The sequence below is a fragment of the Streptomyces sp. NPDC005811 genome, from assembly GCF_040630405.1.
Classification (GTDB): domain Bacteria; phylum Actinomycetota; class Actinomycetes; order Streptomycetales; family Streptomycetaceae; genus Streptomyces.
Map to the genome: position 1 here is coordinate 1 of NZ_JBEXXK010000101.1, position 18,512 is coordinate 18,512.

Consider the following 18,512-nt stretch of genomic DNA (forward strand, 5'->3'; position numbering starts at 1 on the left):
CGTTATCTTATTGTTGTTGTCTTTTTTTCTGGTGTTTGTTTCCGCTGTGTTGCGCGGGGGGGGGGGGGGGGGGGTCTCGCACCCCCCCCCCCCCCGGCCGTCGCCGTTCGATCTACCCGTCGGTAGCATCCTGACCATGGCAGACACGGCAGAAACACAGCAGGCCGACGCGAAGGACGGGCGCCGCATCGCCCGGCTCGCGCAGCAGATCAGCGCCTTCGCCAAGGAGCACGGCGGGGCCGAGGGCCAGGTCGCGTACATCGGCGAACGCGGGGCCCGGATCGTCCTCGTCGGCGAGGACGGCGGCTGGGGCGACCTGGTGGCGCCCTCCGTGGAGATCGCCGGGAAGGCCGTGGAGAAGGCCGGCATCACGGTCCACGAGTCCTTCGACGGCGAGTTCGCGGCCAAGGTGCGGACCGGGCCGTACGAATGGACCCGTATGGCCGGAATCCAGGTGGGCGGACCGGGCAAGGGCTGACCGACCCAACACCTGACACCGGGTTCACCCGTTAGGACCTTCATCGGTACGAGGTCCAGTCACGGGAGTCCCGATGATCGAAACGCCGTCCCTGGTGGACCAGTACTGCCACGGCGTGCTCAGAACCGAGCTGGGTCTCGGCACCTTCGAGGCCCAGCTGGCCCGTACCGAGGGCCCGCCCGCCCCCGGTACGACCCTCTTCGACACCCAGACCGGATTCGCGGTACGCCGCTGGTGCCCCCCGCTCCTCGGCCTGGAACCGCACTGCTCACCCGCCCGCTATCTCGCCCGGCGGCGTGAACTCGGCGTACTGGAGTCGGGCCGCAGACTGCTGCGCGGCAGCGGCGTCACGACCTACCTGGTCGACACCGGGCTGCCCGGCGACCTCACCCGACCGGAGGAGCTGGCCTCCGCCGGGGCCGCCGACGCCCGGGAGATCGTCCGCCTCGAACTGCTGGCCGAGCAGGTCGCCGACACCTCCGGCACGGTCGAGGCCTTTCTCGCCAATCTCGCCGAGGCCGTCCACTCGGCCGCCGCCGGCGCGGTCGCCTTCACCTCCGTCGCCGGGGTCCGGCACGGCCTCGCCCTGGCGCCCGAACCGCCCGGACCCGGTGAGGTGCGGGGCGCCGCGGGCCGCTGGCTGGCCGCCCGCCGCGTCGGCGGCGAGCTGCGCGACCCCGTGCTGCTACGGCATCTGCTGTGGATCGCCGTCGCCTCGGGACGGCCCCTCCAGCTGCACGCCGGACTCGGCGGACCGGGCCCGCGCATCGACCGCACCGACCCCGTGCTGCTGACCGGCTTCGTGCGCGCCACGGCGGGCCTCGGCACCGACCTGGTCCTGCTGCACGGCTACCCCTACCACCGCCAGGCCGCCCACCTCGCCGCCGTCTTCCCGCACGTCCACACCGACTCCGGGGCCGCGCTCGTGCGCACCGGCGCCCGCGCCGCCACGGTCCTCGCGGAGATCCTGGAACTGGCCCCCTTCGGCAAGATCCTGTTCTCCAGCGGGGCACAGGCGCTGCCCGAGCTGCACGTGGTCGGCGCCCGGCTGTTCCGCGAGGCCCTCGGCCGGGTCCTGGGCGGCTGGGTCGCCGAGGGCGCGTGGTCCCTGGCGGACGCCCAGCGGGTGGCGCGGATGGTGGCGGCGGGAAACGCCCGCCGCGTGTACGGGCTGAGCTGAACGTCAGGCGTTCGAGCCGACCGCGGCCTCGGCCGCCGGACCCGGCAGACCGACCGTCGCCGCCGGACGCTCCCGCAGCGCCAGCAGCACCAGCAGCACCCAGATCCACACCAGCGCCGACCCGAGCATGTGCAGGCCCACCAGCACCTCGGGAAGGTTCGTGAAGTACTGGACGTACCCGATGACACCCTGCGCCAGCAGCACCAGGAACAGCTCCCGGGTGCGGTTCAGCGGGCCGCGCGGGGCGTCGACCGCCTTGAGGATGAACCACAGGGCGAAGGTCAGCGTCACCACGATCCAGGCGAGGACCGCGTGCAGCTTGGCCACCGTCTCCCAGTCCAGCGGCATCCGCTCGACCTCGCTGGAGTCACCCGCGTGCGGACCCGCGCCGGTCACCACCGTGCCGACCGCGATCAGCAGCGCCGAGGCGACGACGAGGAACCACACCAGCTGCCGCACCGGCTTGCCGACCAGCGGCCGGGGCTCCCCGTCGCCCTCCCGGGTGCGCTGCCACATCAGCGCGGCGACCGCGATCAGCGCCGAGGCCAGCAGGAAGTGCGCGGCGACCGTGTACGGGTTGAGGCCGACCAGCACCACGATCCCGCCGAGGACCGCGTTGCTCATCACCAGCCAGAACTGCGCCCAGCCCAGCCGGGTCAGCCCCGCGCGCCGCGGCTTCTCCGCGCGCGCGGCGATGATCGCCCAGCCGACGGCGGCGCACAGGACGTACGTCAGCATGCGGTTGCCGAACTCGATGGCGCCGTGGAAGCCCATCGCGCTGGTCGCGGTGAGCGAGTCGGCCGTGCACTTGGGCCAGGTCGGGCAGCCGAGGCCGGAGCCGGTGAGGCGCACGGCACCGCCGGTGACCACGATGATCACCGACATCACCAGCGCGGACAGGGCAGCCCGCTGGACCGTCCGGGGTGCGGGGGTCCAGCGTTCGGCGATGAGGGCGAGCGGGTTGCGCAGCGCCGCTACGGCGTCGGCACGGGTCACGTTTGGCACGCCCACCATCGTAGGCCGCCGCTTGTGCACGCTTTCACGAGGGTCGGGTCTCCGCGACGAGCGCCGGGTCCTCACGGGTGCCGTCGGGCGGCGGGGGAGGGGTGCCGTGCCACCGGGCCGTGCCGATGCGCTCGGCCCGGACCAGCAGGTCCGCGGCCTCCCGCGGGTCGTCGGTGCACTCGGCGAGCCGTTCGTACACCGCGACCAGCGAGGGGTGGTCGGCGCCCAGCCGGGCCCGGAAGATGCGTTCGGCCTCGCGCAGCACCGCCTCGGCACCCTGCCGGTCACCGGCCATCAGCATCACCGGACCGAGCCGGGAGAGGGTCTTCGCCCGGTAGTGGTGATCGATGCCGTACTTCTGGGTGTAGATCCGGTGGGCTCGGTCCAGCGTCTCCAGGGCCTCGGGCAGCCGTCCCTGCGCGGCCTGCAGCGAACCCATCTTGTTCAGGCAGGCGGCGTACTTGTGCGGCTCGGCCTCGCTGCGGTTGTGGTGCAGCTCCAGTACGGGCTCCAGCAGCTCGGCCGCCGAGCGCAGCTTCTCCCGGCCCCGCCGGTGCAGCTCGCGCCGGCGCAGCGGATGCCAGGTGGCCCGGGCCCGCTCGCGCAGGTCCTCGGCCTGCCGGCGGTGGACGTCGGCCAGGAACTTGGCGACCTGGGACGTCTCGAAGTCCTCCAGACCCCGGTGCTCCCGGAACACCGCGAGGGCGTCCTCCAGCAGGGCCTCGGCGGTGCCCAGGTCGCCGCGGTCCTGCGCGACGATGCCCGTGTCCCGCCGCAGCATCGCCTGGAACAGCACATGCTGGACCGGCACCTGACTGGCCCGCTGCGGGATGCGCGCCTCGGCGCGGGCGTACGACTCCAGGGCGAGCGCGAGCCGGCCCGCGTTGCGGTGGATCATGCCGATCTCCTGCTCGGCGACCGCCCACTCCAGGCTCTCCCAGCCCGGCTCGTGGTCCTCCTGGGCCTCGTAGATCCGGACGGCCTCACGGACCGCGTCCAGCGCCTCGTCGAAGAGGATCTTCTCGCGCAGGATGCCCCCGTGCTGGCGGTGGCACAGCGCCTCCAGCTCGACGAACGCGGGGCCGTCGCCGGTGTGCCGGCGGCACTGCACCAGCGCCTTCAGGCATTCGTCGTGCGCGTCGTCGAGGTGGGCCAGCAGAAAGTGCTGACGGGCCACCGCGAGCTGGGCCGTGACCCGGCCGAGCGCGTCCGCGCCGTCCGGGGCGCCGGAGTCCTGCCGCAGCTCCGCCTCCCACTGGAAGAAGGTCAGCGCGCGTGTCCAGTTGCAGCGCTGCTCCTGGTAGACGCCGACGCGGTGGAGTAACTCGATCAGCGCCCGGCGGGCCGTCCCGCCGGCCACCCGGTCGTCCGAGGCCCAGGACACCTCGGTGATCACCGCGTCGGCGTGCGGCATCAGACGCTCACAGGCGCTGCGCACCTCGGGCTGCTCCGGCCACGCCGGGAACGCCGCCTCCACCACCCGCACCGCGACCCGCGACCACAGGACCCGGTCGTCCTGGTCCATCCGGCTGCGGATGAACTGCCGCACCCGCGGATGCACCCCGAACGTCATCGAGCCCTTGCGCTGGTCGCCGCTGACCGTGAGCAGCGAGTGCTCGACCAGCTCACGGACCATGGGGTGGAAGACCCGCTCGTGCTCCATGGCCCGCCGCAGCCCGTCCGGCAGCACCGCCCGGTGCTCGTACAGCGCGGAGTGCGGTACGTCCTCGGAGGCCAGGTAGGAGCAGAGCCGCAGCAGGTTCTCCGCCTCCGGCGCCTCGCGCGAGATCCGCTCCACCGACAGCCGGAACGTCTCGAACCCGCTCGTCGAGGTGTGGTCGGGCAGCTGCGCCAGATAGTCCTCGACGCTGATGCCCTCCCGCTCGATGTACGCGCCGGCGGTCTCCAGGTCCAGCGGCAGCCAGCCCAGCTGCCGGCCCAGCGCGTCGAGCGACGCGTCCTCGGTGTCCTCGGCCGCGCCGTCTATGCGCAGCCGCAGGAAGGCGCGGCCCCGGGTGGGGCTGAGGCCGAGCAGCTCCAGCCGGTGCTCGGTCAGCTCGGCCCAGCCCTGGCGGACCCGGGTGGTGATCAGGATCGTGCCCCGGCACTGGTCCGACGGCAGGAACTGCTCCAGCCCGTGCGGGCCGTCGGCCGGCGCCCCGGCCTCGTCGCCGTCCGGCTGCACGTTGTCGTACACCAGGAGCCAGCCCGGGTTGTCGCGCAGCCAGCCCCACAGCCGGGACAGCACCACGTACTCGCTCTCGTGGGCGGGCAGGCCGAGGATGGCGGCGAGTTCGAGGAGCCGGTCGCGCAGCCGCTCGGTGCTGGTGGCGGGCAGCCACCAGGTCAGCGTGGTGGTGTCGGCCTGCGCGTGGGTGCGGGCGTGCGCCACCGCGAGCTGGGTCTTCCCGGCACCGCCCATGCCGTGGATGACGACGATCCGCCGCGGGGCGCCCTGCTGGTCGCCGTCCGTCAGCATCCGCCGGATGTGCCCCAGTTCGGTGTCCCGGCCGGTGAAGTAGCGGGAGAGGGAGGGCAGGTTGTGCGGCGGGACGTACGAGGCCTCACCGGAGGCCGGCTCCTCGGCGGACGATCCCGTGCCCCGCCCGAGCGAGTGCCGGGTGAAGAAGGCGGAGGCGGCGCCGAGCAGACCCGTCACCGAGACGACGGCCCACAGCGCGGGGCCGTTCGCGTGATCGGCCACGATCGGCAGCACCGCGACCGAACCCGTCGTGGCCGTGTACAGGCCGACCAACCACCTCTTGCCCGAACCGTCCCCGTTGTTCCTGGACACTCCCATGGCGGCTCCCCCGGTGTCACATCCCCTGCCCGCGCCGTGTGTGCGACGATTCCCGCGCCGGTCGAGGTTGAACCCCTCATTGTCCAAGGGCCATACTCCGTCTTCCATATTTGTGCAGCAGAATTATTCCTACGGAGGATCAGAGAATGCATGTAGGACTGGTGCACTGGTCCTTTCCCCCCTGCGTGGGCGGGGTGGAGACCCATCTGTGGCAGTTCTCGCGCCTGCTCGCGGCCCGCGGGGTGGACGTCACGGTCTTCACCGGGACACCCGGGGCGGCGGTGCCGGGCCGGTCCGGCACCCCGGGCGAGGGCACGATCACGATCGAGCGGCATTCGGCACTGGACCTCTCACCGGACGCGCTCCCCGCTCCCGGCGAACCCGAACTCACGCCCTGGTTCAGAGAGTTGATCACCCGTCGGGGGATCAGGATCGTCCACGGGCACAATCTGCACCATTTCTCGGAGGCCCCCGCCCGCGCGCTCGCCGGACTCCGCGAGGAACTCGGCCTGCGGCTGCTGCACACGTACCACAGCATCTGGCGCGAGGAGTCGAATCCGGCGGCCGAGGCCTGCCGGGACTGGCATCTCCACTTCGCGGTCTCCGACTTCCTCAGCGAGGCCTGCACCCGGCAGCTCGGCTTCAAGGTGGAGCGCCGCTACCTGGGCATCGACACCGCGGCCTACCTCGACGTGCCCGTCCTCGGGGTGCAGGAACCGGGGATGGTGCTGCTCCCCGCGCGACTGATCCCCGACAAGGGGGCCGAGCTGGCCATCAGGGCCGTGCACCACATCCTCCGCACCCGTCCGGGACTCCGGGTGACGCCCCGGCTGGTGCTCATGCGTACGGGTGTCGAGAATACGGTCGATTTCCATGGCGAAACGGTCGGATTCCATGGGGAATTGCAGAAACTCATTAAAGAACTGAACATTCCGGAGGGGGTCGTCGAATTCACCGAGGCCGGCGTGGACCATATGCGGGCGCTCTACGAAAGAGCCTCCGTCGTGGTGTATCCCTCGATGTTCGACGAGCCCATGGGACTGGCCCCGCTGGAGGCGATGTGCGCCGCCCGGCCCGTCGTCGTCACCCGGATGGGCGGACTCGACGAGGGCATCGAGGCGGACGAGGAGATCGGCTTCCTGGTGCCCGACCGCAACGTGGCCCGTCTGGCCGACCGCATCGCGCTGCTCCTCGACGACCCCGCCCGCGCCGAGGCGGTCGGCCGACGCGCCCGGGAGCACGTCGTACGCCACTTCGACCTGAGGCGGTTCTATCTGGAACCGATGCTCGACCTGTACCGGGATCAGCTCACCCCGTCGTGACGGTCCACCCCTCCGGCAGCCCCGACACCCCGCTGCGGCCCTCCCGGTCCACCCGGACGGAGAGTTCCCGGCCGGCCAGCCGCAGCCCCGACACATGCAGCGCACCGAACGGCGTCGGCCGGACGTGCAGCGTCCGGCGCCCCGCGTCCGGCCGCAGCCCCAGCAGCGCCGACAGCACGGCCACGCCCGACGCCGCCGACCAGCCCTGCGGCCGGCAGGCCGCCGGATAGGCGAGCGGGGCGGGGGAGCCCTCGGTGCGGGCGTCCCCGCCGTACAGCTCCGGCATCCGGTGGGCGAAGTGGGCGGCCGCCTCCAGGAGGCCGTCGGTGAGCCGGGCGGCCTCGGCGGCGCAGCCCGCCGCGCACAGGCCCTGGATCGCGATCGCCGTGTCATGGGTCCACACGGAACCGCCGTGGTAGCTCATCGGATTGAAGCCCGGCAGCGCGGCCGAGCGGCTGCGCAGACCCCAGCCGGAGTTCAGCTCCGGGTGGGCCAGCCAGGCCGCGACGTCCCGGCAGCCCCGAGGGTCGAGGATCCCCGTGGACAGCAGCTGGCCCATGTTGGACGCCGGCCCGCTGACCGGGTCGAGGCCGCGGCCGACCGCGATGGCCACATAGCGCGGGGCGGGCCCCTCCGGCGAGTCCAGCCAAAACGCGTCCGAGAAGCGTTTGCGCAGCCCGGTGGCCCACAGCCGCAGCCGTTCCGCGTCCTCCTTGCGGCCCCGGCCCGCCAGCAGGTCGGCCAGTCCGGTCGCCGCCTGGTAGGCGTACCCCTGCACCTCGCACAGCGCCAGCGGCGGCTCGATACGACGGCCCGCGGCGTCCCGCACCGCGTCCTCGCTGTCCTTCCACGACTGGTGGCGCAGCCCGCCCGGACGCGGGTAGTAGCGCAGCAGCCCGTCCTCGTCCCCTGCGCTCGTCTCCAGCACCCACTCCATCGCGCGTTCGGCGTACGGCAGCAGCGCCGCCACGTCCGCCTCCGGCAGACCCCAGTGCCAGGCCTCCACCAGCAGGGTCACGAACAGCGGCGTCGCGTCGACCGAGCCGTAGTAGCGCGAGGGCAGCCGCAGTCCGTGGCCGTGCTCGGCGTCGGCGGGGCGCAGCTCGTGCAGGATCCGGCCCGGCGCCTCCTCGCGGAACACGTCGTGGGCCGTGCCCTGGCGGCGGGCCAGCGCCCACAGGGTGCCGCGGGCCAGCCCGGTGCCGAGCGGCAGCATCATCCGCGCCGACCAGATCGAGTCCCGCCCGAACAGGGCCAGATACCAGGGGCAGCCCGCCGCGATGAACTGGTCCTCCGGGCCGTCGGGGGCGGTGCGCTCGGGGTCCGCGAGCCGCAGGGCCCCCAGGTCGCCGAGCCCGCGGCGGACCAGGGCGACCAGCCGCCGGTCCCCGCGCACCACCGGTTCGCTCCAGGGCGCGCCCGTGCTCGGGGCCCCCGGATGCCCGGGCGGCGCGGGCACCGCGCCCCCCTCGACGGTCAGCCTGATCTGCCGGCTCTCCCCGGGCCGCAACAGCAGCCGCGGCCAGGTGAAGGTGCCCCCCTCGGGGCCGTCGGCGACCCCGGGCGGATCGGCGGGCCGGGGGCCGACCGGGCCGGCGGGGGTGCCGGGCCGGCCGCCTGGGGTGCCGTGACGACGGTCGAGGGCGCCTGGGCCGTTGCCCGGATCGGTGGGGCCGGTACCGGCACCGGCGTCGGCCCCGGTGTCCGGCGTCAGGGCGTCGGCCGGGGATTCCGGTGCGGGCGCTTCCGGTGCGGGCGTCCGGACCTCCGCACGGCCCGTCGGGGTCTCCCACACCAGGCCGCCCGCGGCGTCGGCGGTGCAGCGTACCGGGGGACCCGTCCGGCCGCGCTTCACCTCGGCGATGTCCGCCAGGTCCGTGGCGAGGGCCAGCTCCACGTGGAGGAGCCGGGAGACCGTGCCGACGTTGCGCAGCAGGATGCTCTCGCCCCGTCCGGCCGTGCGCACCCGCTCGATGATCACGGTCGGGTCGTCCGTGCGGTCGGCCGGATAGCGGTGCACGGAGGTGAACCGCACCCGGTCCGGCCCGAGAGGCTGGACACCGATCGGCTCCGGCTCACGGCGGTCGATCAGCAGACAGGCCGTGTGCAGCAGCCGGCGGTCATGGCCGTAGAAGCCCTCCGCCCGCAGACCGCGCAGCTGCCCGTCGCGGGGCGAGGCGGCGAAGGCCGGGGCCGCGACGCAGATCACCACGTCGTGCAGAAGGGGCTGCAGCGCACGCACACCCGAGGAACCCGCGGACTCGTACACGGGGCGTCTCTTCCCCCTTCGCCCGCGCGTCACTCGCACGGCGTACCGTGCCGGACACCCCAGGGGCCGGATCCGGCCCCATCGCCCGCCTCACTCCCAGCGGAAGAACCGCCCCGCCGCCGCGAGCCCCGCCACCGCCCACACCGCCAGGATCCCCAGGTCCCCCCAGGGCATGCCCGCGCCGTGCTGGAGGACGTCGCGCAGGCCGTCGGAGAGGGCCGAGATCGGCAGCAGGCCGAGGACGTCCTGGGCGGCGGGCGGGAACTTGTCCAGCGGGACGATGACCCCGCCGCCCACGAGCAGCAGCAGGAAGACCAGGTTCGCCGCGGCCAGGGTCGCCTCCGCCTTCAGCGTGCCCGCCATCAGCAGACCCAGCCCGGAGAAGGCCGCCGTGCCGAGGACGAGCAGGAGCAGGACGGCGAGCGGGCTCCCGTGCGGGTCCCAGCCCAGCGCGAAGGCGATCGCCGTCAGCAGGATCACCTGGAGGACCTCGGTGACCAGCACGGACGCGGTCTTCGCCGCCATCAGCCCCCAGCGGGGGAGCGGGGAGGCCGCGAGCCGCTTCAGCACGCCGTAGCGGCGCTCGAAGCCCGTCGCGATGGCCTGTCCGGTGAAGGCCGTGGACATGACCGCCAGGGCGAGGATGCCGGGGGCGAGGAAGTCCACCGCCGCGCCCGCGCCGGTGTCGATGATGTCCACGCTGCTGAACAGCACCAGCAGCAGCGTCGGGATCACCACGGTGAGCAGCAGCTGCTCGCCGTTGCGCAGGAGCATCCTCGTCTCCAGCGCCGCCTGCGCCGCGATCATGCGGGGGAGCGGGGCCGCGCCGGGCCGGGGGGTGTAGGTGCCGGTGGCGGTCACGAGCGCAGCTCCTTGCCGGTCAGTTCCAGGAAGACGTCCTCCAGGGTGTGGCGCTCGACCGAGATCCGGTCCGGCATCACCCCGTGCTGCGCGCACCACGAGGTGACGGTCGCCAGCAGCTGCGGGTCGACCTTGCCCTCCACCCGGTACGAGCCCGGCGTCAGCTCGGCCGCGGAGGAGTCGGCGGGCAGCGCCTTGAGCAGGGACGCGACGTCGAGGCCGGGGCGGCCGGAGAAGCGCAGGGTGTTCTCGGCGCCGCCGCGGCACAGCTCCTCGGGGGAGCCCTGGGCGATGACCCGGCCCCCGTCGATGATCGCCACGTCGTCGGCGAGCTGCTCGGCCTCGTCCATGTGGTGCGTGGTCAGGATGACCGAGACGCCGTCCGCGCGCAGGTCCTCGACCAGGTCCCAGGTGGCGCGGCGGGCCTGCGGGTCGAGTCCGGCGGTGGGCTCGTCCAGGAAGACCAGTTCCGGGCGGCCGACGACCGCCATCGCCAGCGCGAGCCGCTGCTGCTGGCCGCCGGAGAGCCGGCGGTACGCCGTCCGGCCGCAGGAGCCGAGCCCGAGCCGCTCGATCAGCGCGTCCACGTCCAGCGGATGCGCGTGCAGCTTCGCCACGTGCCGCAGCATCTCGTCGGCCCGCGCCCCCGAGTACACGCCCCCGGACTGGAGCATCACCCCGATCCGGGGCCGCAGCTGCGACGCCTGTCCTACCGGGTCGAGGCCCAGCACGCGGACGGTGCCGGAGTCCGCTCTGCGGTACCCCTCGCAGATCTCGATCGTGGTCGTCTTGCCGGCGCCGTTGGGTCCGAGGACGGCGGTGACGCCCGCCCGGGCCGTCAGCTCCAGGCCGTCCACCGCGGTCTTCGTCCCGTACCGCTTCACCAGGGCCTGGACCCGGACGACAGGCTCAGTTCGCATGGCCCCAGAGTCTAGGTTCGCCGCCGGGCGCTCCGACCGCCGGGTACCGGAACCGGCCGAAAGCGACCGCGCACCGGGCCGCCGGAGGTCAGAACTCCTCCTCGCGGGGGCGGTGCAGCGCCAGCCAGCGCTCGGCGTAGGCGACCGCGTCCGCGACCGGGAACAGCCGTACGTCGGCGGCGCCCGCCTTCCCCCGTACGACGGGCCGGTCCCGCTCGAAGTCGTGCCCCAGCTCGTCGAAACGGTCGGAGTCGATCGACACCTCGGTCACCGCCTCCCACCCGTGCGGGCCGGGCCTGCCGACCTCCACCAGCGGGGCCGGGATCCGGTACTCGGCGAGGTGGAAGCTGGTGCACGAGTCGTACCCGGCTCCCAGCAGCAGCACCCGCGCCCCCAGCCGCTCCAGCCGGGCCAGCGGACTGCGCTCGCCCAGCCGGCAGTCGACGGCGTGCCCCTCGACGATCTCCGCGGCCCGTGGGCCGAGCGCCGCGAACGAGGTGTGCGGATGGGCGCTGCGCAGCGCTCCGGGCCAGGTGCGCACGGTCTCCGGGATCACCCCGAGGCCCCGGCTGGGGGTGACCAGGGGGTCGTAGAGCGGCAGGGCGGCGCGGATCGTCTCCCACCACTCCCGCGGCACCGGCGGACGGCTCCACTGCGCCGGATCGGACAGCTCGCCGGTCTGCGTCGGGACCACGAGCGTGCCGTCCGGCCCCAGGGCGTCCCGCAGCGCCTGGACCACCGCGACGGAGCCTCCGCACACCCAGCCGAGGGAACTGAGGGAGGAGTGGACGAGGAGGGTTTCGCCCGGTTCGACACCCAGGTCCCGCAGCTGCGCCGCCAGGGTCTCCCGGGTGACAAGTGGGCCGGTCGGAGGGGGTGTGGGCATGGTCGTGCAGTGTCCCCTGAGCGGGCCGCCGGTGCCACTGGTTTAATCGGGGCTTTGATCGATCAGTGATCGTTTCCGCAGGTCAGATTAGGTATGCCTAAGTGACGCAGGGCACCGCGGGGCGGACCGGGCGCGGCTTGCCTGCGTTCGAGGAATTACGCAACAATGGCGTTGTGAAAAACGTCGGCGAGGCTCGGGAGACCCCCATGGGGGCCCCTCATGAGGAGCTCGCGACCGGTGAGCGTTCGACACGCAACCGCGTCGCGCGGTCCATCCTGGACCACGGGCCGTCGACCGTCGCCGAGCTGGCCGACCGCCTGGGGCTCACCCCCGCGGCCGTCCGCCGCCACCTCGACGCCCTGGCCGCCGACGACGTCGTACAACCCCGCGAGCAGCGGGTCTACGGAGCGCGCACCCGCGGCCGCCCGGCGAAGGTCTTCGCCCTCACCGACTGCGGCCGGGACGCCTTCGACCAGTCCTACGACACCCTCGCCGCCGACGCCCTGCGCTGGATCCAGCAGCAGTTCGGCGGGGACGAGGCCGTCGTCGCCTTCGCCCGCGCGCGGATCGCCGAGCAGGCCGGCGCCTACCGCGAGGCCATCGAGGCGGCCGCCCCCGAGGAGCGCACCGAAGCCCTGGCCAGGGCCCTGAGCGCGGACGGGTACGCTGCTACGGCGCGCAGCGCACCGGTCGGCGAGCAGCTGTGCCAGCACCACTGCCCGGTCGCCCACGTGGCGGAGAAGTTCCCACAGCTCTGCGAGGCCGAGACCGAGGTCTTCTCCAAGCTGCTCGGAACGCACGTCCAGCGACTGGCCACCATCGCCCACGGCGACGGGGTCTGCACGACGTTCATCCCCAAGATTTCCCACAACGCATCTGCAAGCACGGCCGGGAGGAACCCCGCATGACTCTCCCCACGGAGACTGCCCACCCCGAACTCGAGGGCCTGGGCAAGTACGAATACGGCTGGGCCGACTCCGACACCGCCGGTGCCTCTGCGCGGCGCGGCATCAACGAGGAGGTCGTCACCGACATCTCCTCGAAGAAGTCCGAGCCGGAGTGGATGACGAAGCTCCGCCTCAAGGGCCTGAAGCTCTTCGAGAAGAAGCCCATGCCGAACTGGGGCTCCGACCTCTCCGGCATCGACTTCGACAACATCAAGTACTTCGTGCGCTCCACGGAGAAGCAGGCGGAGTCCTGGGAGGACCTGCCCGAGGACATCAAGAACACCTACGACAAGCTGGGCATCCCGGAGGCCGAGAAGCAGCGCCTCGTCGCCGGTGTCGCCGCCCAGTACGAGTCGGAGGTCGTCTACCACCAGATCCGCGAGGACCTGGAGGAGCAGGGCGTCATCTTCCTCGACACCGACACCGCCCTGAAGGAGCACCCGGAGCTCTTCAAGGAGTACTTCGGCACCGTCATCCCCGCCGGTGACAACAAGTTCGCCGCGCTGAACACGGCCGTGTGGTCCGGCGGCTCCTTCATCTACGTGCCGAAGGGCGTGCACGTCGAGATCCCGCTCCAGGCCTACTTCCGGATCAACACCGAGAACATGGGCCAGTTCGAGCGGACCCTGATCATCGTCGACGAGGGTGCCTACGTGCACTACGTCGAGGGCTGTACCGCCCCGATCTACAAGTCGGACTCCCTGCACAGCGCGGTCGTCGAGATCATCGTCAAGAAGAACGCCCGCTGCCGCTACACGACCATCCAGAACTGGTCGAACAACGTCTACAACCTGGTCACCAAGCGCGCCGTCGCCTACGAGGGCGCCACCATGGAGTGGATCGACGGCAACATCGGCTCCAAGGTGACGATGAAGTACCCCGCCGTCTACCTGATGGGCGAGCACGCCAAGGGCGAGACCCTCTCCATCGCCTTCGCGGGCGAGGGCCAGCACCAGGACGCCGGCTCCAAGATGGTCCACATGGCGCCGAACACCTCCTCCAACATCGTCTCCAAGTCGGTGGCGCGAGGCGGCGGCCGTACCTCCTACCGCGGTCTCGTCGAGATCGGCGAGGGCGCCCACGGCTCCAAGTCCAACGTGCTGTGCGACGCGCTGCTCGTCGACACCATCTCCCGCTCGGACACCTACCCCTACGTGGACGTCCGCGAGGACGACGTGTCCATGGGCCACGAGGCGACCGTCTCCAAGGTCTCCGAGGACCAGCTCTTCTACCTGATGAGCCGCGGTCTCTCCGAGTTCGAGGCGATGGCGATGATCGTGCGCGGCTTCGTCGAGCCCATCGCGAAGGAGCTGCCGATGGAGTACGCGCTGGAGCTCAACCGGCTGATCGAGCTGCAGATGGAAGGCGCGGTCGGTTAACCACCGGTCCGCACCCCATCAAGCCCATTACGTAACGGAAAGCGAGCATTACGACAGCCATGGCTGAGGCTCAGAACATCCCCGTGGGGTCGACCACCGCGGGAGCGATCGCGGTCGCCGCCGAGTCGACCGTCGCCACGCGCATGAGCGCGCCCCCCTCTTTCGACGTCGCGGACTTCCCGGTCCCGCACGGCCGCGAGGAGGAGTGGCGGTTCACCCCGCTGGAGCGCCTGCGCGGTCTGCACGACGGCACCGCCGTCGCGACCGGCGAGGGCGTCAAGGTCGCCGTCGAGGCCCCCGAGGGCGTCACCGTCGAGACCGTCGACCGCGACGACCCGCGCCTCGGCAAGGCCGGCACCCCCGTGGACCGGGTCGCCGCCCAGGCCTACTCGGCGTTCGAGAAGGCCGGCGTGATCACCGTCCCCAAGGAGACGGTCCTCACCGAGCCCATCCGCATCGCCGTGCACGGCGAGGGCGGGGTCTCCTTCGGCCACCAGGTCATCGAGCTGGGAGCCTTCGCCGAGGCCGTCGTCGTCATCGACCACACCGGTGACGCCGTCCTCGCCGCCAACGTCGACTACGTCCTGGGCGACGGCGCCAAGCTCACCGTCGTCTCCGTCCAGGACTGGGACGACAAGGCCGTGCACGTGGCCCAGCACAACGCCCTGGTCGGCCGCGACGCCTCCTTCAAGTCGGTCGTCGTCACCTTCGGCGGCGACGTCGTCCGCCTGCACCCGCGCGTCGCCTACGCCGGCACCGGCGCCGAGGCCGAGCTGTTCGGCCTGTACTTCACCGACGCGGGCCAGCACCAGGAGCACCGCCTGCTGGTCGACCACAACGTCCCGCACTGCAAGTCCAACGTCGTCTACAAGGGCGCCCTCCAGGGCGACGACGCGCACGCGGTGTGGATCGGTGACGTGCTGATCGAGGCCACGGCCGAGGGCACCGACACCTACGAGATGAACCGCAACCTGGTCCTCACGGACGGCGCGCGCGTCGACTCGGTGCCGAACCTGGAGATCGAGACCGGCGAGATCGTCGGCGCCGGCCACGCCTCCGCCACCGGCCGCTTCGACGACGAGCAGCTCTTCTACCTGATGGCCCGCGGCATCCCGGCCGACGAGGCCCGCCGCCTGGTGGTCCGCGGCTTCTTCGCCGAACTGGTCCAGCAGATCGGTGTCGAGGACATCGAGGCGCGGCTGCTCGAGAAGATCGAGGCCGAGCTGGAGGCCACGGTCTGATGACCTTCGTACGCGCCTGTGGGCTGAGCGAGCTGGAGGACGACACCCCGAAGCGGGTGGAGCTCGACGGCACGCCGGTCTCGGTCGTCCGGACCGAGGGAGAGGTGTTCGCCATCCACGACATCTGCTCCCACGCGAACGTCTCGCTCTCCGAGGGCGAGGTGGAGGACTGCCAGATCGAGTGCTGGCTGCACGGCTCCGCGTTCGACCTCCGCACCGGCAAGCCGTCCGGTCTTCCCGCGACGCGCCCCGTCCCCGTATACCCCGTCAAGATCGAAGGGGACGACGTGCTCGTCTCCCTCACCCAGGAGTCCTGAGGCCACCATGGCAACGCTTGAAATCCGAGACCTGCACGTCACCGTCGAGGCCGACAACGCCACGAAGGAGATCCTCAAGGGCGTCGACCTCACCGTGAAGCAGGGCGAGACGCACGCCATCATGGGCCCCAACGGCTCCGGCAAGTCGACCCTGGCCTACTCCCTCGCGGGCCACCCGAAGTACACGATCACCAGCGGCACCGTGCTGCTCGACGGCGAGGACGTCCTGGAGATGTCCGTCGACGAGCGCGCCCGCGCGGGCCTGTTCCTGGCGATGCAGTACCCGGTCGAGGTCCCCGGTGTCTCGGTCTCCAACTTCCTGCGCACCTCCGCCACCGCCATCCGCGGCGAGGCCCCCAAGCTGCGCACCTGGGTCAAGGAGGTCAAGGAGGCCATGGAGCGCCTCAACATGGACCCCTCCTTCGCCGAGCGCAACGTCAACGAGGGCTTCTCCGGCGGTGAGAAGAAGCGCCACGAGATCCTCCAGCTCGAACTGCTCAAGCCGAAGGTCGCGATCCTCGACGAGACGGACTCCGGTCTGGACGTCGACGCCCTCCGTATCGTCTCCGAGGGCGTCAACCGCGTCCGGGAGACCGGCGAGGTCGGCACCCTGCTGATCACGCACTACACGCGCATCCTGCGCTACATCAAGCCCGACCACGTGCACGTGTTCGCCAACGGCAGGATCGTCGAGTCGGGTGGCCCCGAGCTCGCCGACAAGCTGGAGGCCGAGGGCTACGAGGCTTATGCGAAGCAGGACGCAGTCCACACGAAGGGTGGCGCATCCGAGTGACACAGCTGCCGGGCCTCCTCGACACCGAGGCGATCCGTAAGGACTTCCCCGTCCTGGACCGGCTGGTCCACGACGACAAGAAGCTCGTGTACCTGGACAACGCGGCGACCTCGCAGAAGCCGCGCCAGGTGCTGGACGCCCTGAGCGAGTACTACGAGCGCTACAACGCCAACGTCCACCGCGGTGTGCATGTGCTCGCCGAGGAGGCCACGGCGCTGTACGAGGGCGCGCGCGACAAGGTCGCGGCGTTCATCAACGCGCCCAGCCGCGACGAGGTGATCTTCACCAAGAACGCCTCCGAGTCGCTGAACCTCGTGGCGAACATGCTCGGCTGGGCCGACGAGCCCTACCGGGTGGACCGCGAGACCGAGATCGTCATCACCGAGATGGAGCACCACTCCAACATCGTGCCGTGGCAGCTGCTCGCGCAGCGCACGGGCGCGAAGCTGAAGTGGTTCGGCCTCACGGACGACGGCCGCCTCGACCTCTCCAACATCGACGAGATCATCACGGAGAAGACGAAGATCGTCTCCTTCGTCCTGGTCTCGAACATCCTCGGTACGGTCAACCCGGTCGAGGCGATAGTGCGCCGCGCCCAGGAGGTCGGCGCGCTGGTCTGCATCGACGCCTCGCAGGCCGCGCCGCACATGCCCCTGGACGTGCAGGCCCTCCAGGCCGACTTCGTGGCCTTCACCGGCCACAAGATGTGCGGCCCGACCGGCATCGGTGTGCTCTGGGGCCGCCAGGAACTCCTGGAGGACCTGCCCCCGTTCCTCGGCGGCGGCGAGATGATCGAGACGGTGTCGATGCACTCGTCGACGTACGCTCCCGCTCCCCACAAGTTCGAGGCGGGCACCCCGCCGATCGCCCAGGCGGTCGGTCTGGGCGCGGCGATCGACTACCTGAACGCCATCGGCATGGACAAGGTCCTCGCCCATGAGCACGCGCTGACGGAGTACGCCGTCCGCCGTCTGGCGGAGGTGCCGGACCTGAGGATCATCGGCCCCAGCACGGCCGAGGACCGGGGTGCGGCGATCTCCTTCACGCTCGGCGACATCCACCCGCACGACGTGGGCCAGGTGCTGGACGAGCAGGGCATAGCGGTCCGTGTCGGCCATCACTGCGCCCGCCCGGTCTGCCTGCGGTACGGAATTCCCGCGACCACGCGAGCGTCGTTCTATCTGTACTCCACGCCGGCCGAGATCGACGCACTGGTCGACGGCCTGGAGCACGTACGGAACTTCTTCGGCTGAGGGGCGTGCTGAAACCGTGAAGCTGGACTCGATGTACCAGGAAGTCATCCTGGACCACTACAAGCACCCGCACGGGCGTGGTCTGCGGGACGGCGACGCCGAGGTGCACCACGTCAACCCCACCTGCGGTGACGAGATCACCCTGCGGGTGAAGTACGACGGCACGAAGATCGAGGACGTCTCCTACGAGGGCCAGGGCTGCTCCATCAGCCAGGCCAGCGCGTCCGTCCTCAACGACCTCCTGGTCGGCAAGGACGTGTCCGAGGCGCAGAAGATCCAGGAGACCTTCCTGGAGCTGATGCAGTCCAAGGGCCGGATCGAGCCCGACGACGCGATGGAGGAGGTGCTGGAGGACGCGGTCGCGTTCGCCGGTGTCTCCAAGTACCCGGCCCGGGTCAAGTGCGCCCTCCTGAGCTGGATGGCGTGGAAGGACGCGACGGCCCAGGCCCTGGGCTCGGACGCCGAAAGGAAGACGGCATGAGCGACACCGTGGAGATGAAGCCGGCCTCCGAGGACGAGGTCCGCGAGGCCCTGTACGACGTCGTCGACCCCGAGCTGGGTATCGACGTCGTCAACCTGGGCCTCATCTACGGCATCCACATCGACGACGCGAACATCGCGACGATCGACATGACCCTGACCTCCGCGGCCTGCCCGCTGACGGACGTCATCGAGGACCAGGCCAAGTCCGCCACGGACGGCCTCGTCAACGAACTCCGCATCAACTGGGTCTGGATGCCCCCGTGGGGCCCCGACAAGATCACGGACGACGGCCGCGAGCAGCTGCGCGCGCTCGGCTTCAACGTCTGAGATCACCCGGCGGACACGACGAAGTGGCGGCACCCCTCGCGAGGGGTGCCG

Annotated in this window: 17 protein-coding genes; 11 read left to right on the forward strand and 6 right to left on the reverse strand. The window is 71.5% G+C overall.

Annotated features, from left to right (window positions below):
• The first annotated feature begins 136 nt into the window (after nucleotides 1–136).
• Both ABZ490_RS50655 and ABZ490_RS50660 read left to right on the forward strand, forming a co-directional pair.
• Nucleotides 137–478 carry a hypothetical protein gene (locus tag ABZ490_RS50655; protein ID WP_359007314.1) on the forward strand — a complete coding sequence of 114 codons (342 nt, stop codon included), beginning with the start codon at nucleotides 137–139 and terminating at the stop codon, nucleotides 476–478.
• A gap of 73 nt (nucleotides 479–551) precedes the next feature.
• On the forward strand, nucleotides 552–1,658 hold the full coding sequence (locus ABZ490_RS50660) for an amidohydrolase family protein (protein ID WP_359007316.1): 1,107 nt from the start codon (nucleotides 552–554) through the stop codon (nucleotides 1,656–1,658).
• Nucleotides 1,659–1,661: 3 nt separating this feature from the next.
• On the opposite strand, the gene ABZ490_RS50665 is transcribed toward ABZ490_RS50660, so the two are convergent.
• Nucleotides 1,662–2,672: a COX15/CtaA family protein gene (locus ABZ490_RS50665; protein ID WP_359007319.1), complete on the reverse strand. Its 1,011-nt coding sequence runs from the start codon at nucleotides 2,670–2,672 to the stop codon at nucleotides 1,662–1,664.
• Nucleotides 2,673–2,697: 25 nt separating this feature from the next.
• Nucleotides 2,698–5,463 carry a tetratricopeptide repeat protein gene (locus ABZ490_RS50670; RefSeq protein WP_359007322.1) on the reverse strand — a complete coding sequence of 922 codons (2,766 nt, stop codon included), beginning with the start codon at nucleotides 5,461–5,463 and terminating at the stop codon, nucleotides 2,698–2,700.
• A 146-nt stretch (nucleotides 5,464–5,609) separates the two neighbouring features.
• On the opposite strand from ABZ490_RS50670, the gene ABZ490_RS50675 reads away from it, so the two are divergent.
• A complete protein-coding gene (locus ABZ490_RS50675) occupies nucleotides 5,610–6,785 on the forward strand; it encodes a glycosyltransferase family 4 protein (RefSeq protein ID WP_359007325.1) in 1,176 nt (391 codons plus the stop codon).
• Here ABZ490_RS50675 and ABZ490_RS50680 read toward each other — a convergent pair.
• The 4 genes from ABZ490_RS50680 to ABZ490_RS50695 all read right to left on the reverse strand — a co-directional run bounded on the left by ABZ490_RS50680 (nucleotide 6,772) and on the right by ABZ490_RS50695 (nucleotide 11,721).
• Entirely contained in the window at nucleotides 6,772–9,054 is a 2,283-nt protein-coding gene (locus ABZ490_RS50680; RefSeq protein WP_359007329.1) for a glycogen debranching N-terminal domain-containing protein, read from the reverse strand. The two genes, ABZ490_RS50675 and ABZ490_RS50680, sit on opposite strands and share 14 nt — an antisense overlap.
• A gap of 90 nt (nucleotides 9,055–9,144) precedes the next feature.
• The gene (locus ABZ490_RS50685) at nucleotides 9,145–9,861 is read right to left on the reverse strand and encodes an ABC transporter permease (RefSeq protein ID WP_359007356.1); all 717 of its coding nucleotides are present in this window, start codon (nucleotides 9,859–9,861) and stop codon (nucleotides 9,145–9,147) included.
• Nucleotides 9,862–9,911: 50 nt separating this feature from the next.
• Nucleotides 9,912–10,835: an ABC transporter ATP-binding protein gene (locus ABZ490_RS50690; protein WP_359007332.1), complete on the reverse strand. Its 924-nt coding sequence runs from the start codon at nucleotides 10,833–10,835 to the stop codon at nucleotides 9,912–9,914.
• Nucleotides 10,836–10,923: 88 nt separating this feature from the next.
• Nucleotides 10,924–11,721: an AAC(3) family N-acetyltransferase gene (locus ABZ490_RS50695; RefSeq protein ID WP_359007335.1), complete on the reverse strand. Its 798-nt coding sequence runs from the start codon at nucleotides 11,719–11,721 to the stop codon at nucleotides 10,924–10,926.
• 173 nt (nucleotides 11,722–11,894) lie between these two features.
• Here ABZ490_RS50695 and ABZ490_RS50700 point away from each other — a divergent pair, with 173 nt between their 5' ends.
• From ABZ490_RS50700 to ABZ490_RS50735, 8 genes are read left to right on the forward strand one after another with little or no spacing between them, the layout of a single operon-like run.
• Nucleotides 11,895–12,629 carry a metalloregulator ArsR/SmtB family transcription factor gene (locus ABZ490_RS50700; RefSeq protein ID WP_359007338.1) on the forward strand — a complete coding sequence of 245 codons (735 nt, stop codon included), beginning with the start codon at nucleotides 11,895–11,897 and terminating at the stop codon, nucleotides 12,627–12,629.
• Complete coding sequence (sufB, locus tag ABZ490_RS50705) at nucleotides 12,626–14,047, forward strand: Fe-S cluster assembly protein SufB (protein WP_055636903.1); 1,422 nt, start codon at nucleotides 12,626–12,628, stop codon at nucleotides 14,045–14,047. Before ABZ490_RS50700 ends, sufB begins: the two co-directional genes overlap by 4 nt.
• A gap of 59 nt (nucleotides 14,048–14,106) precedes the next feature.
• The gene (gene sufD, locus ABZ490_RS50710; protein ID WP_359007342.1) at nucleotides 14,107–15,288 is read left to right on the forward strand and encodes a Fe-S cluster assembly protein SufD; all 1,182 of its coding nucleotides are present in this window, start codon (nucleotides 14,107–14,109) and stop codon (nucleotides 15,286–15,288) included.
• Nucleotides 15,288–15,605 (forward strand): non-heme iron oxygenase ferredoxin subunit, encoded by a 318-nt coding sequence (locus ABZ490_RS50715; RefSeq protein ID WP_359007345.1) that lies wholly within the window; start codon nucleotides 15,288–15,290, stop codon nucleotides 15,603–15,605. Before sufD ends, ABZ490_RS50715 begins: the two co-directional genes overlap by 1 nt.
• Before the next feature lie 7 nt (nucleotides 15,606–15,612).
• Entirely contained in the window at nucleotides 15,613–16,398 is a 786-nt protein-coding gene (gene sufC, locus ABZ490_RS50720; RefSeq protein WP_359007348.1) for a Fe-S cluster assembly ATPase SufC, read from the forward strand.
• Nucleotides 16,395–17,651 (forward strand): cysteine desulfurase, encoded by a 1,257-nt coding sequence (locus ABZ490_RS50725; protein ID WP_359007351.1) that lies wholly within the window; start codon nucleotides 16,395–16,397, stop codon nucleotides 17,649–17,651. Before sufC ends, ABZ490_RS50725 begins: the two co-directional genes overlap by 4 nt.
• A 16-nt stretch (nucleotides 17,652–17,667) precedes the next feature.
• The gene (gene sufU, locus ABZ490_RS50730) at nucleotides 17,668–18,132 is read left to right on the forward strand and encodes a Fe-S cluster assembly sulfur transfer protein SufU (RefSeq protein ID WP_067258568.1); all 465 of its coding nucleotides are present in this window, start codon (nucleotides 17,668–17,670) and stop codon (nucleotides 18,130–18,132) included.
• Nucleotides 18,129–18,461: a metal-sulfur cluster assembly factor gene (locus ABZ490_RS50735; protein ID WP_171140724.1), complete on the forward strand. Its 333-nt coding sequence runs from the start codon at nucleotides 18,129–18,131 to the stop codon at nucleotides 18,459–18,461. The genes sufU and ABZ490_RS50735 overlap by 4 nt, the downstream gene beginning before the upstream one ends.
• Nucleotides 18,462–18,512 lie beyond the last annotated feature (51 nt).

Coding starts and splice junctions, on each gene's coding strand:
- ABZ490_RS50735 (WP_171140724.1), top strand. CDS start 18,129: ATGAGCGACACCGTGGAGATGAAGCCGGCCTCCGAGGACGAGGTCCGC.
- ABZ490_RS50695 (WP_359007335.1), bottom strand. CDS start 11,721: ATGCCCACACCCCCTCCGACCGGCCCACTTGTCACCCGGGAGACCCTG.
- sufB (WP_055636903.1), top strand. CDS start 12,626: ATGACTCTCCCCACGGAGACTGCCCACCCCGAACTCGAGGGCCTGGGC.
- ABZ490_RS50655 (WP_359007314.1), top strand. CDS start 137: ATGGCAGACACGGCAGAAACACAGCAGGCCGACGCGAAGGACGGGCGC.
- ABZ490_RS50660 (WP_359007316.1), top strand. CDS start 552: ATGATCGAAACGCCGTCCCTGGTGGACCAGTACTGCCACGGCGTGCTC.
- ABZ490_RS50675 (WP_359007325.1), top strand. CDS start 5,610: ATGCATGTAGGACTGGTGCACTGGTCCTTTCCCCCCTGCGTGGGCGGG.
- sufC (WP_359007348.1), top strand. CDS start 15,613: ATGGCAACGCTTGAAATCCGAGACCTGCACGTCACCGTCGAGGCCGAC.
- ABZ490_RS50685 (WP_359007356.1), bottom strand. CDS start 9,861: ATGATCGCGGCGCAGGCGGCGCTGGAGACGAGGATGCTCCTGCGCAAC.
- ABZ490_RS50665 (WP_359007319.1), bottom strand. CDS start 2,672: ATGGTGGGCGTGCCAAACGTGACCCGTGCCGACGCCGTAGCGGCGCTG.
- sufD (WP_359007342.1), top strand. CDS start 14,107: ATGGCTGAGGCTCAGAACATCCCCGTGGGGTCGACCACCGCGGGAGCG.
- ABZ490_RS50690 (WP_359007332.1), bottom strand. CDS start 10,835: ATGCGAACTGAGCCTGTCGTCCGGGTCCAGGCCCTGGTGAAGCGGTAC.
- ABZ490_RS50670 (WP_359007322.1), bottom strand. CDS start 5,463: ATGGGAGTGTCCAGGAACAACGGGGACGGTTCGGGCAAGAGGTGGTTG.
- ABZ490_RS50715 (WP_359007345.1), top strand. CDS start 15,288: ATGACCTTCGTACGCGCCTGTGGGCTGAGCGAGCTGGAGGACGACACC.